This window comes from Streptomyces sp. NPDC056738, assembly GCF_042790435.1.
Taxonomy (GTDB): Bacteria; Actinomycetota; Actinomycetes; order Streptomycetales; family Streptomycetaceae; genus Streptomyces.
In genome coordinates this window covers 49,551-61,819 of sequence record NZ_JBHTZF010000020.1, presented here as the reverse complement: position 1 = coordinate 61,819, position 12,269 = coordinate 49,551, and the positions used below count along the sequence as shown (strand labels likewise).

The 12,269-nt window shown below is 72.7% G+C and carries 12 protein-coding genes; 6 read left to right on the top strand and 6 right to left on the bottom strand.

The window, feature by feature from the left end:
• Positions 1-344: 344 nt before the first annotated feature.
• Positions 345-578 carry a hypothetical protein gene (locus ACFRIC_RS36890; protein WP_382795556.1) on the bottom strand — a complete coding sequence of 78 codons (234 nt, stop codon included), beginning with the start codon at positions 576-578 and terminating at the stop codon, positions 345-347.
• A gap of 437 nt (positions 579-1,015) precedes the next feature.
• Here ACFRIC_RS36890 and ACFRIC_RS36885 point away from each other — a divergent pair, with 437 nt between their 5' ends.
• Together ACFRIC_RS36885 and ACFRIC_RS36880 are read left to right on the top strand one after the other, a co-directional pair.
• Complete coding sequence (locus ACFRIC_RS36885) at positions 1,016-2,068, top strand: hypothetical protein (protein WP_382795708.1); 1,053 nt, start codon at positions 1,016-1,018, stop codon at positions 2,066-2,068.
• 13 nt (positions 2,069-2,081) lie between these two features.
• Positions 2,082-3,194 (top strand): phosphotransferase family protein, encoded by a 1,113-nt coding sequence (locus tag ACFRIC_RS36880; protein ID WP_382795554.1) that lies wholly within the window; start codon positions 2,082-2,084, stop codon positions 3,192-3,194.
• 13 nt (positions 3,195-3,207) lie between these two features.
• Here ACFRIC_RS36880 and ACFRIC_RS36875 read toward each other — a convergent pair whose 3' ends face one another.
• Positions 3,208-3,642 (bottom strand): hypothetical protein, encoded by a 435-nt coding sequence (locus tag ACFRIC_RS36875; RefSeq protein WP_382795551.1) that lies wholly within the window; start codon positions 3,640-3,642, stop codon positions 3,208-3,210.
• Positions 3,643-3,911: 269 nt separating this feature from the next.
• On the opposite strand from ACFRIC_RS36875, the gene ACFRIC_RS36870 reads away from it, so the two are divergent.
• The 4 genes from ACFRIC_RS36870 (at position 3,912) to fxsA (ending at position 8,343) form a co-directional block, all read left to right on the top strand.
• Positions 3,912-4,352 (top strand): Lrp/AsnC family transcriptional regulator, encoded by a 441-nt coding sequence (locus tag ACFRIC_RS36870; RefSeq protein ID WP_037621061.1) that lies wholly within the window; start codon positions 3,912-3,914, stop codon positions 4,350-4,352.
• A gap of 124 nt (positions 4,353-4,476) precedes the next feature.
• Positions 4,477-6,093, top strand: coding sequence for an amidohydrolase (locus tag ACFRIC_RS36865; protein WP_382795548.1), 1,617 nt, complete (start codon positions 4,477-4,479; stop codon positions 6,091-6,093).
• Positions 6,094-6,630: 537 nt separating this feature from the next.
• A complete protein-coding gene (locus ACFRIC_RS36860; RefSeq protein WP_382795545.1) occupies positions 6,631-7,422 on the top strand; it encodes a polyprenol monophosphomannose synthase in 792 nt (263 codons plus the stop codon).
• A gap of 354 nt (positions 7,423-7,776) precedes the next feature.
• Positions 7,777-8,343, top strand: coding sequence for an FxsA family membrane protein (gene fxsA, locus ACFRIC_RS36855; protein ID WP_382795543.1), 567 nt, complete (start codon positions 7,777-7,779; stop codon positions 8,341-8,343).
• Positions 8,344-8,755: 412 nt separating this feature from the next.
• On the opposite strand, the gene ACFRIC_RS36850 is transcribed toward fxsA, so the two are convergent.
• The 4 genes from ACFRIC_RS36850 to ACFRIC_RS36835 form a co-directional block, all read right to left on the bottom strand.
• Entirely contained in the window at positions 8,756-9,130 is a 375-nt protein-coding gene (locus ACFRIC_RS36850; protein WP_003977404.1) for an RNA polymerase-binding protein RbpA, read from the bottom strand.
• Positions 9,131-9,385: 255 nt separating this feature from the next.
• Positions 9,386-10,735 (bottom strand): MFS transporter, encoded by a 1,350-nt coding sequence (locus ACFRIC_RS36845; protein WP_382795541.1) that lies wholly within the window; start codon positions 10,733-10,735, stop codon positions 9,386-9,388.
• A gap of 40 nt (positions 10,736-10,775) precedes the next feature.
• Positions 10,776-11,543, bottom strand: a complete 768-nt coding sequence (locus tag ACFRIC_RS36840) for a glycerophosphodiester phosphodiesterase (RefSeq protein WP_382795538.1) — start codon at positions 11,541-11,543, stop codon at positions 10,776-10,778.
• Complete coding sequence (locus tag ACFRIC_RS36835) at positions 11,540-12,262, bottom strand: YitT family protein (RefSeq protein ID WP_382795536.1); 723 nt, start codon at positions 12,260-12,262, stop codon at positions 11,540-11,542. The genes ACFRIC_RS36840 and ACFRIC_RS36835 overlap by 4 nt, the downstream gene beginning before the upstream one ends.
• Positions 12,263-12,269 lie beyond the last annotated feature (7 nt).

Genomic DNA, 12,269 nt, shown 5'->3' with positions numbered 1-12,269 from the left:
CGCCGTCGGACCGCCGGGCACCTGACGCGGTGCGCCTGGGGCGGGGGTTGACGGGGTGTTGCCGCGCGGCGTTCCTCCGTTCGGGTGTACTCCCGTGCACTCCCGAAGCCGCGGAAGCGGGAGCCTGGTCCGCCGTCCGCCGTCCGCCGTCCGCCGTCCGCCGGCTTCCGCGGCCGACCCGGGCCGGGGGTGTCGGGCCGGGTCGGCCGGGTCTTCGCGGCGCGGCCCCGGGTGCACGTCCGGCGGCCGATCGCCGCATTCGCAGGGACCCGGCAAGGGCCGGGCGATGGCCGGGCGATGGCCGTGCGCCGGCTCCGATCGGAGCCGGCGGTCACGCGCCGAGGTCACCCCCGCGGGTCCGTGCCGCCCATGCCGAACTCGTTCCGCGGATCCCGCGACGCGCCGAAATGGCCGTCGCCGTGCGGGGCCCGGCCCGGGGTGAAGCGCTCCTCCGGCCGCGTTTCGGCGAGCGCGCCGAACTGCCCGTACCCGTACATCACCGACGGCGCCGCCAGGCGTACCCACTCGGGGTCGTGCCGGCCCGGCAGCGTGCGGCCGCGGTCCGCCCAGGTGCGCATCAGGGCGCGGTAGATGGGCGGATCCTGAGGCGGCGGGGGAGGCGGTGGCGGCGGTACCCAGTGAACCGATTCCGTCGGAGCCGGGACGAGGATCCGGCGCCGGTGCCCGGTCGCGGAAGGTGTGGGGCTCATGCCGGGGCAACGTGCGGGCGGGCGGACAGGTCACCCACCCGTGGAATCGGGTGTGTGTTCACCATGGGACCCCCGTGAGGCTCCGTGGACGCCCGCCGTCTGGCCCTCGCCAGTCATCTGACGTACCGTCAATTCCGCCGCCGGGGCCATGGGCGTGTCCGCGAGGTCCCGCACGCCCGGCGACGCACGGCACGCCCGCGCCCCTCCGGGCGACGTCGACTGCCACGGTCTCCGGGAGGCTTGACGTGAACTACGACCGCCCCGTCCCCCTCGACGAGTACCCCGTGCACCAGGTCCCGCTGTCGATGAAGCACGTGGCGAGCGGCGACCGCAACGCCTACGACCGCTGCATCTTCCACATCCTCGACCACCGGGGCCGGGTCCTGCTGATCCTCGGCCTCGGCGTCTATCCGAACGTCGGGGTGATCGACGCCTACGCCACGCTGCGCCTCGGCGACGCGCTGCACGCGGTCCGGGCGTCCGACGCGCTCGGCGACGACCGGATGAACCTGGCCGTGGGGCCCCTGCGGATCACCGTGGAGGAGCCGCTGCGCAGACTGCGGCTGCGCTCGGACGACAGCTCACTGGCGTACGACATCACCTGGACCGCCGACTTCCCGGCCCTCTGGGAGCCGCACCACGTCCAGCGCCGCGGCGGCCGACTCACCCTGGAGGGCCGCCGCTTCGTCCAGGCGGGCGGTGTCGAGGGTGTCATCCGCGTCGGGGGCGAGGAGATACCCGTCGGCCCGGGGGAGTGGACCGGCACCCGCGACCGCAGTTGGGGAGTGCGCCCCATCCCGGGCGAGGAGGGCGGCCGGCTCGCCGCGGAGAACCCGACGGAGGGATTCCACTGGATCTGGTGCCCGGTGCGCTTCGAGGACCGCTTCCTCATGGTCGTGGTCCAGGAGGACGCCGACGGCTACCGCACCCTGGGTGACGCGACCCTCGTCCGCGACGGTGAACGCGACCTCCAACTCGGCTGGCCCCAGGCCGACATCACCTACCGCTCCGGTACCCGGCACCCCACGTCCGCCGTCATCCACCTGACCCGCCCCGTGGACCGCAAGCCGCTGGAGCTGGGGGTCCAGGTGCTGGCCTCGTCCCCGCTCGCGGTCGGCGCCGGATATCCGCCCGCCGACGACTGGCAGCACGGCACCTGGCGCGGCCGCGGCTGGACCGACCACCGCGTCCACGACCTCTCCGACCCGGCCGCGTATCCCCTCGCCCGCTTCGGGGTGACCGACCACGCGGCCCGCTTCACCCTCGACGGGCAGGTCGGGTACGGGATCTTCGAGCACGGCTCGTTCGGCCGCCACGATCCGAGCGGCTTCACCGGGTTCGACTCCGTCGCGCCCTGAGAGGAGTGGCGACATGGCCACGGCACCCCGACCGCGGACGACCACCCGTGACCCCGAGGAGCTCGCGCACAGGCTGACCGCCTGGCTGGACACCCGCCTGCCGGGCGCCCGCGCGGTGAACGTGGGCGTCCCCGAGTCCAACGGCCTGTCCAGCGAGACCCTGCTCTTCGACATCGACCATCCCGAACCGCCCTTGCGCGCCTGCGCGTTGAGGCTGGCGGCGGATCCGGGGGCGTACACCGTCTTCCCGGTCTACGACATGGTCCGCCAGTACCGCACGATGCGTCTCGTCCGCGAGCGCAGCGATCTGCCGGTGCCTCGCGTGCGCTGGCTTGAGGAGGACCCCGGGCCGCTCGGGGCGCCGTTCTTCGTGATGGAACGCGTCACCGGGCGCGTACCGCCCGACGTCATGCCCTACACGTACGAGGGCAATTGGCTGCACGCCGCGACCGACGCCGAACGCGAGCACCTGGAGGCCGCCTCGATCGCCCTGCTCGCCCGGCTCCACGACCAAGTCCCGCCGGAGGAAGCGGACTTCCTCGCGCTGCCCGGTGACGGCAGCCCGCTGCGCCGCCACGTCGCGGCCCAACACGCCTACTACGCCTGGGTGGTCGAGGGCCTGTCGCGGTCCCCGCTCATCGAGAGCGCCTTCGCCCGGCTGGAGGAGCTGTGGCCGCGCGACGAGGGCGAGGCGGTGCTCAACTGGGGCGACGCGCGCATCGGGAACGTCGTCTACGACGGCTTCGACCCCGTCGCCGTACTCGACTGGGAGATGGCGGCACCGGCCCCGCGCGAGGTCGACCTGGGCTGGACCGTCTACCTGCACCGCTTCTTCCAGGACCTGACCGCCGGGTTCGGGCAGCCCGGACTGCCCGGCTTCCTGCGCCGCGACCGCGTCGAGGCACGCTACGCGCGCCTCACCGGCCACACGCCCCGGGACATGGACTTCTACGCGCTGTACGCCGCCCTGCGGCACGCGATCGTCATGCTGCGCATCGCCTACCGCCAGGCGTACTTCGGCGAGGTGAGCGTCCCCCCGGACCCGGACACACTGATCCTGCACCACGACAGCCTGCGGGCCATGGTGCAGGGCAGCTACTGGGACGAAGCGGGTGACACCCGCTGAACGTGCCGAGCGGTCAGGCCGCTCGCCGCATCTCGGAGACCCGCATGGGGACCGAGCCCGGTCCGCCCACGTGGGAGAACGGCTGCGTCCGCCAGTCCAGTCCCTGAGGGAGCGTCAACAGGAGGGCGGTGTCCTGCTCCTGGAGTTCCGCGGAGTCGTCCGCGGAGCGCGCCTCGGCGGCCGCGCGGCCCGTGCCCGAACAGACGGTGAGCCCGAACGGGTTCCACGGGGAGGCGCACAGGGCGTGCTCCGGCAGGACCTCCTCGTCCGCGAGCAGCGCGATGGGCTGCGCGCAGGCCGGGCAGATCACCCGGTACATCTCGAATGTGTCGTACGCGTCGAACTCGTCACCGTCCAGGGCGTCGGATTCGACGCCCTCCGGCTCGGGTTCGAGAACGGCCTGCTGCCGCTTGGGTGCGGTACGACCAGGGCGCTTAAGACTCTGCATGGGATTCTCCCCCTCGGGTGGGCCGACAAGGCACTGCGACCTCGACCACAGCAAGCACTTCCCGTCCGGTCTCCGAGGTAATCACGCGAACATCCCCGACCCGGCCACATTCATGTGGCCTTCGTCACATGCCGTCCGCAGGTGCCGGGCGCTCGGCGGAACGCGTCGGCCCGATGACGCGCGAACGACGCCCCGCCACATCACAAAGCGGGTATGACCTGCGCCGCTGAGTATCCCGGGGGATCGGCGGCCCTGTAGGTTCTTGCGCCATGGAGGAGCTGGACCGACAGATCGTGCAGCTGCTCGTCGCAGACGGGCGGATGAGTTACACCGACCTGGGCAAGGCCACGGGCCTGTCCACGTCCGCCGTGCATCAGCGGGTACGCCGTCTCGAACAGCGGGGCGTCATCCGGGGCTATGCCGCGGTCGTGGACCCGGAGGCCGTCGGGCTGCCCCTGACCGCCTTCATCTCGGTGAAGCCGTTCGACCCCAGCGCCCCCGACGACATCGCCGAACGCCTCGCGGGCGTCCCGGAGATCGAGGCCTGCCACAGCGTCGCGGGCGACGAGAACTACATCCTCAAGGTGCGCGTCTCGACCCCGCACGAACTCGAGGAACTCCTCGGGCGGCTGAGGGCGCTGGCGGGCGTGTCGACGCGCACCACGGTCGTCCTGTCGACACCGTACGAATCCCGCCCGCCCCGCATCTGAGGGCCCCGGGGGCACGGTCGCGGGACCCCGCGGACCCGCCCGGACCACCGGCCGACCCGGCCGGCCCGCCGTGTCGCCCCCACCCGGGCGACGGCCGGCCGCCCACAGGCGCGAGACTGTTCCCATGAGTGAGAGCACCGCCCCGTCGGACACCGTGCTGCTGCGCGGTGGAGAAGTCCACAGCCCTGCCGACCCCTTCGCGACCGCCATGGTCGTGGAACGGGGCCATGTCGCCTGGGTCGGCTCGGAAGGAGCCGCCGACGCCTTCGCCGAGGGGGTCGACGAGGTCGTCGACCTCGAAGGCGCCCTGGTCACCCCGGCGTTCACCGACGCACACGTGCACACCACCGCCACCGGACTCGCCCTCACCGGCCTCGACCTGTCCGACGCGCCGTCCCTGGACGCGGCGCTCGCCCTCGTCCGCGACTTCGCCGCCGCCCGTCCGGGCGACCGGGTGCTGCTCGGCCACGGCTGGGACGCGGCCCGCTGGCCCGGCGGCCGCCCGCCGGCCCGCACCGAACTCGACGCCGCGACCGGCGGCCGCCCGCTCTACCTCTCCCGGATCGACGTGCACTCCGCGGTGGCCACCACCGCGCTCCTGGACCTGGTCCCGGGCGTCACCGCGCTCGCCGGGTACGCGCCCGACGGCCCCCTGACCCGCGACGCCCACCACGCCGTGCGGGCCGCCGCGCTCGGCGCGATCGGCGACACGCAGCGCACCGGGGCCCAGCGGGCCGCGCTCGCCCACGCCGCCTCGCTCGGCATCGGCTCCGTGCACGAGTGCGGCGGCCCCGAGATCTCCTCCGAGGACGACTTCGCCGGACTGCTGCGGCTCGCCGCCGAGGAGCCCGGACCGCGGGTCGTCGGCTACTGGGCCGACCGTGACGTCGAGAAGGCGCGCGCCCTCGGCGCCGTCGGCGCCGCCGGCGACCTGTTCGTCGACGGCTCCCTCGGCTCGCACACCGCCTGCCTGCACGAGCCCTACGCCGACGCGGACCACACGGGCCTCGTCCACCTCGACGCCGACGCCGTCGCGGCGCACGTGGTCGCCTGCACCGAGGCGGGCCTCCAGGCGGGCTTCCACGCCATCGGGGACGCCGCGGTCGCCTCCGTGGTCGACGGCGTCCGCGCCGCCGCGGAGAAGGTCGGCCTGGCCCGTGTGCGCGCCGCCCGGCACCGCGTCGAGCACGCCGAGATGCTCACCCCGGACACCGTCGCGGGCTTCGCCGAACTCGGCCTCACCGCCTCCGTGCAGCCCGCCTTCGACGCGCTGTGGGGCGGCGAGGACGGCATGTACGCCCAGCGGCTCGGCGCCGACCGGGCCAGGTCCCTCAACCCCTTCGCGGCCCTGCTGCGCGCCGGTGTGCCGCTGGCCCTCGGATCCGACAGCCCCGTCACCCCGCTCGACCCCTGGGGCACCGTGCGCGCGGCGGCCTTCCACCGCACGCCCGAGCACCGGGTGTCGGTGCGGGCCGCCTTCACGGCCCACACGCGGGGCGGCTGGCGGGCCGTGGGACGGGACGACGCGGGCGTCCTGGTGCCGGGCGCGCCCGCGGACTACGCCGTGTGGCGCACGGGCCACCTCGTGGTCCAGGCACCCGACGACCGGGTCGCGCGCTGGTCCACCGACCCCCGCTCCGGCACTCCGGGGCTCCCTGATCTGACCCCCGGCGGCGAGCTGCCCGTCTGCCTGCGCACCGTGGTCGGCGGACGGACGGTATTCGTACGGCCTAACGAGTGATGTCCCGTGGGGCCGGGTGCTCCTCCAGCGCCCGGCACCCCGAGGTTCGACCTGCGCTTCCTCGGCGCTGACCAGGGCTTTGTCGGAAAAGGCGCAGATCAAGCCAGTGTTGACAGCCTGCCGCAGGGGGCGGGTAGGTTCTGCCGGGTCCACCACCGGACGACCGACGGGGGAACTCCGCACGGCCTCGCAGCGCCGCTGGGTCAGGGGTGGTGCGCCGCACCGGCGTACCGCCACTGGGAGCCAGGCCCAGCACCGGCGCCACGAGGCGAGGGAACGTTCCGACAAGTCGGCAGGTGTGACCCGGGTGGGGCCCGGAGTTCAGTAGACAACGGCTTTCGGTCGACCCGCAGCCAGCGGGTCCCAGGTCGGCCCGAAGGGCGCCGGGCCCCGATCCGAAGGACGCGATGCCGCTTCGGCGCGTCCGCTCTTACCCGCCTCTTGGCGAATCGACACCCCCGTAGGGCCGCCGCGACGCAGCGGCGCAGGCTGGGCGCACTATGGTGGAGCCCTGCGTACGGATACGAAGGGGCAGCAGTGAACGACGGCGACGGGACCCTCGCGGCGGAAGCCCAGGGGAGGCGGTTCGGCCCGCTCGGCACGGCCTTGGTGATCATTCCGACCTATAACGAGGCGGAGAACATCAAGAAGATCGTCGGCCGGGTGCGATCCGCCGTGCCCGAGGCGCACGTCCTGGTGGCGGACGACAACAGCCCCGACGGCACGGGCAAGCTGGCCGACGAGCTGGCGGCCGACGACGAGAACGTCCAGGTCCTCCACCGCAAGGGCAAGGAGGGGCTCGGTGCCGCCTACCTCGCGGGCTTCCGCTGGGGTCTGGAGCACGGCTACGGCGTACTCATCGAGATGGACGCCGACGGCTCGCACCAGCCGGAGGAGCTTCCCCGCCTGCTGACCGCGCTCAAGGGCGCCGACCTCGTCCTCGGCTCGCGCTGGGTGCCGGGCGGCCGCGTGGTGAACTGGCCCAAGTCCCGCGAGTTCATCTCGCGCGGCGGCAGCCTGTACTCCCGCGTCCTGCTCGACGTGCCGATCCGGGACGTGACGGGCGGCTACCGCGCCTTCCGCCGGGAGACCCTCGAAGGTCTCGGCCTCGGCGAGGTCGCCTCGCAGGGCTACTGCTTCCAGGTCGACCTGGCCCGCCGCGCGGTGAAGGCCGGCTACCACGTCGTCGAGGTCCCGATCACCTTCGTCGAGCGCGAGCTGGGCGACTCCAAGATGAGCCGCGACATCCTCGTGGAGGCGCTCTGGCGCGTCACCACCTGGGGTGTGGGCGAGCGGGTCGGCCGGATCACCGGCCGCAAGAAGCCCTGACCCCACCCTGACACCACACGAGACACGGTCACCGGCCCGCCCCGGAACGACGGCGGGCCGGTGATCCATGCCGGGGCCCCGTCGTACCGGGTCGGGACGCGGTGCCGGGGCGAGGCTCGGGGGCTGGGGCGGACCGTGGTGTCGGCCTGAGACGCCGGGTCGCGGATTCGGGTCCGGAGGGCCGGGCGAGGCCCGGGAACGCCGGGTTGAGGCGTGGTACCGGGGGCGAGGCTCCGGGGACGCCGGAGGCGGGACGTGGGCCTGGGACAGGACCGGGAGTCGCCTTCAGGCCGGGAGGGCCGGGTTGAGCGTCCGCTTATCCCGATTTGAGGCGCGCCCAGGCACACTGGGAACATGACGACAGGCGTTTCGAACCCCACCCGCCCGCAGCGCTCGCGGCTGCGCACCTTCCTGCCGCTCGGCGTCGCGGTGTGGCTGGTGCTGGAGATCTGGCTGCTGACGCTCGTCGCCCGCGCCACGAGCGGTTTCGTGGTGTTCCTGCTGCTGGTCGCCGGGTTCGTCCTCGGCTCCGTGGTCATCAAGCGGGCCGGCCGCCGCGCCTTCCGGAATCTCTCCCAGACACTGCAGCAGGCACAGGGCGGCGTGATGCCCACGGGTGGCGACAGCAGCCGGGGGAACGGCCTGACGATGCTCGGCGGCCTGCTCCTGATGATCCCGGGCCTGATCTCCGACGCGATCGGCCTGCTCCTGCTGATTCCGCCGGTCCAGAAGCTCGTCAGCCGCTCGGCACAGGGTGCCTTCGAGCGCAAGGTGCGGCTGGCCACCCCCGGGTCGGTCGGCGACGCCTTCCAGCAGGCCCGTATCCACCGCCCGGACGGCAAGGTCGTCCAGGGCGAGGTCATCAGGGACGACGCCCCGCCGCGCGAGCCCGGCGGCACCTACCCGCCCCTGAACCGCTGAGCCAGGGCGGGCACGCAGGTCCGCCCTGAGTCAGGGCGGACACGCCGGTCCCCCTTGAATCGCTGGGCCGCTCCGAAGCCGCCACCCCTGAACCGCCGGGCCTCTCCGAGGCCCACCATTCCGCCGGGTCCCGGACCGTGACACGGTCCGGGACCCGGCGGTTTCGCGTTCACCGCGATCCGGGCCCAGGCGGCTGCGAACCGATCCGAGGGATCGCCGCTACCGGGTCCGAGGGATCGCCCGACAGCACGGGGCTCGGCGGAAGGCGTCACCGGAGCTGATCGGCATTCGCCGGGGTGTTGATCGGGCTGCCCCGGCGGTCACCGAAACGCACGAGACCGCGGGCCCCGTACCTGACGTACGGTGCCCGCGGTCTCGGCGTGCGGTGTATGCCGCTCGACCCTCGGAGGGGTCAGGCGGACTTTCGGCTGTCCCGCGGATGCACCGCGATGTTCATCGCGCCGGAGCGAAGAACGGCCAGACGCTCCTCGAGGACCTCTTCGAGCTCCTCGCGAGTGCGCCGCTCCATCAGCATGTCCCAGTGCGTGCGCGCGGGCTTCGCCTTCTTTTCCTCAGGGCCGTCGCCGTCGACGAGAAGTGCCTGGGCCCCGCAGACCTTGCACTCCCACTCCGGCGGAATTTCGGCCTCCACCGAGAAGGGCATCTCAAACCGGTGCCCCTTCTCGCATGCGTACTCCACGGCCTGGCGCGGGGCCAGGTCGATGCCGCGGTCCGTCTCATAGCTGGTCACTACGAGGCGTGTGCCGCGAAGAGCTCGCTCACTCATGAATCGTGCCTCCCGGGCTTGTCGCCCACAGGACAGGTGTCGCTGTCGTCGTCATCCGGTCAACGTCCGGTCGGCGGTAAAGATTCCCGTTGTGGGTCATGCGTCGCCGTCGTAGCCGCCCCTTGTTGTACCCACCGTCGCCCGGTTTGTCACATCTGGCATCAGATGTCACCCAACGCTTCAGTATCATTGACGCGCAGTAACGGTACGCCAGGCAGGCCAAACGCGTACACTACCGCTCTTTGGCCCCGGACGCTAAATCATCTCGGGTACGGGATTGCCCGCGTCCCGGATCGCCTGACGCACCGGGACCCGCGCCAGCAGGACGAACCCGAGGGCGAAGAAGGCCACGAGCGAGATGATCGCGTCCCGGTAACTTCCCGTGAGCTGGTAGGTCAGCCCGAAGAGCAGCGGGCCGAGCCAGCTCATCCCGCGGTCGCTCATCTCGTACGCCGAGAAGTACTCGGCCTCCTTCCCGCTCGGCACGAGGTGCGAGAACAGGGAGCGCGACAGCGCCTGGCTGCCGCCCAGGACCAGTCCGATGCCGGACGCGAGGACGAAGAACCACACGGGTGCCCCCGCGGGCAGGAAGTATCCGGCGGCGAGGGTGAGCGTCCAGGCGACGAGTGAGCCGAGGATGGTGCGTTTGGCTCCGTACGTACGGGCCAGCCGGCCCATGCCCAGTGCGCCCCCGACCGCGAGCACCTGGACCAGGAGTACGGCCGTGATCAGGGTCGACTGGCTGAGGCCCAGTTCCTCGGAGCCGTAGACGGAGGCCTGCGAGATGACGGTCTGGATGCCGTCGTTGTAGATGAGGTAGGCGAGAAGGAAGGAGAGCGTCAGGGGCTGGCGGCGCATGTCGCGCACCGTGGCGGCGAGCTGCCGCCATCCGTGCGCCGACGCCCGGCCGGCCGAGGGGGCGTGGCGGTCGCGCAGTCGCTTCAGCGGGATCAGGGTGAAGGCGCCCCACCAGACGCCGGCCGAGGCCAGGCAGATGCGTACGGCCGTCGACTCGGAGACGCCGAAACTGTCGTGGGCCGTGAAGAGGACCAGGTTCGCCACCAGCACGACGGAGCCCGCCGCGTACCCGAAGGCCCAGCCGCGGGAGGAGACGGCGTCGCGCTCCTCGGGCGGGGCGATCTGCGGGAGGTAGGAGTTGTAGAGGACCATCGACACGGCCAGCGAGGCGTTCGCGACGATCAGCAGCAGCCCGCCCAGCAGATAGCGGTCGCCGTCCAGGAAGAACATGCCCGTGGTGGCCGCGGCGCCCAGATAGGCCGCCGCCGCGAGCAGCGGCTTCTTGCGGCCCGTCCGGTCGGCGGCGGCTCCCGCCATCGGCATCACGACGATCGACAGGATGACCGAGGCGGAGACCGCGTACGCGAAGAAGGAACCGGCGCGGACCGGTACCCCGAGCGGGTGGACGAATCCGTCCGCGTCCGCCGCGTGCTTGGCCACCGCCGTCAGATAGGGGCCGAGGAACACGGTGAGCACGCTCGTCGAATAGACGGAGCAGGCCCAGTCGTAGAAGTACCAGCCGCGCTGTTCTCGCCGGCGCTCCGCGGCCTCGTCGGCCGCCCCCGCCCGCACGGTGTCCGTGCTCACCCGTGCCTCGCTTCCCCGTGAACGGACCGCGCGAGGAGGCTCAGAACCAGGTGCCCCGGTCTTCCAGGACCTTGCGCAGCGTGTCGATGTGATCGGTCATGATGCCATCGACTCCCAGGTCCAGGAGCCGGTGCATGCGTTCCGATTCGTTTACGGTCCACACGTGCACCTGGAGCCCGCGCGCGTGGGCGGCCCGGACGAAGCGGCGGTCGACCACCGGCACACCCGACTGTGTCTCGGGGACCTGGGCCGCGACCGCGGAGCGCCGCACCGCCGCGGGCACGCCCCAGGAGCGCAGCCGCAGGTTGAGCACCCCCCGGGTGCCGAACGAGGTGGCCAGGCGCGGCCCGGCGAGATGCTGGGCACGGGTCACCCGGGCCTCGGAGAACGAACCGACGCAGACGCGGTCCCAGGCGTCGGTACGGCCGATCAGGTCGAGCAGCGGGGCGAGCGCCGGTTCGGCCTTGACGTCGACGTTCCAGCGGGTCTCGGGGAACTCCTCGAGCAGCTCCTCGAAGAGGGGGACCGGCTCCTTGCCCGCCACGCGTGCCTGGCTCACGTCCGCCCAGGGCAGGTCGGCGATCCGGCCCGCGCCGTCCGTCACCCGGTCGAGGGTCGTGTCGTGGAAGGCGACCAGCCTGCCGTCCGCCGTGGCGTGCACATCGGTCTCGATGTAGCGGTATCCGGCGCTCACCGCCCGCCGGAACTGCGTCAGCGTGTTCTCCAGGCCGTCCGCGGATCCGCCGCGGTGGGCGAAGGGGATCGGGCCGGGGTGGTCGAGGTAGGGATGAAGAGTGCGCGTGCTCACCCGGGCAGTATGGCGCGCTCTGGTTGACCTGGGGCGACAACGGCACTGCCGAGTGGTGCCGGCCGGGCGGCGAACACCCTCAGGAAGAGCTGGGCCAGGGGTCCGATGGCGACGGCGTACAGCACCGTGCCGGCCCCGACCGTGCCGCCCAGCGCGAAGCCGGTCGCGACGACGGCCACTTCCAGAACCGTGCGCACCAGCCGGACCGAGCGGCCCGTACGCCGGTGCAGTCCCGTCATCAGGCCGTCGCGGGGGCCCGGGCCGAAGCTGGCCGAGATGTACAGGCCCGTGGCCACGCCGTTCAGCGCGACGCCCGCCACCAGCAGCGGAATCCGCAGGGCCAGGGAGTGGGCGTCCGGGATCAGCGCCAGGGTGCCGTCCATGGCCAGGCCGACCACGAAGACGTTGGAGACGGTGCCGAGGCCGGGCCGCTGGCGCAGCGGGATCCACAGGAGCAGCACCGCGGCTCCCACGATGATCGACACGACACCGATCGTCAGACCGGTCAGCTCGGCGAAGCCCTGGTGCAGCACGCCCCACGGCTCCAGGCCGAGTCCCGCTTCCACGAGGAGCGCCGAGCTCGCGCCGTACAGGGCGAGCCCGGCGTAGAGCTGGACGAGACGGCGGGGGAGCCGCCCGGACCCGGGAGCCTCGGCGGGTGCGGACTCGGTGCGTGTGGACAAGGGATGCCCCCCGGTGGTGGTAGTGGCCTGGCGCATGACACTC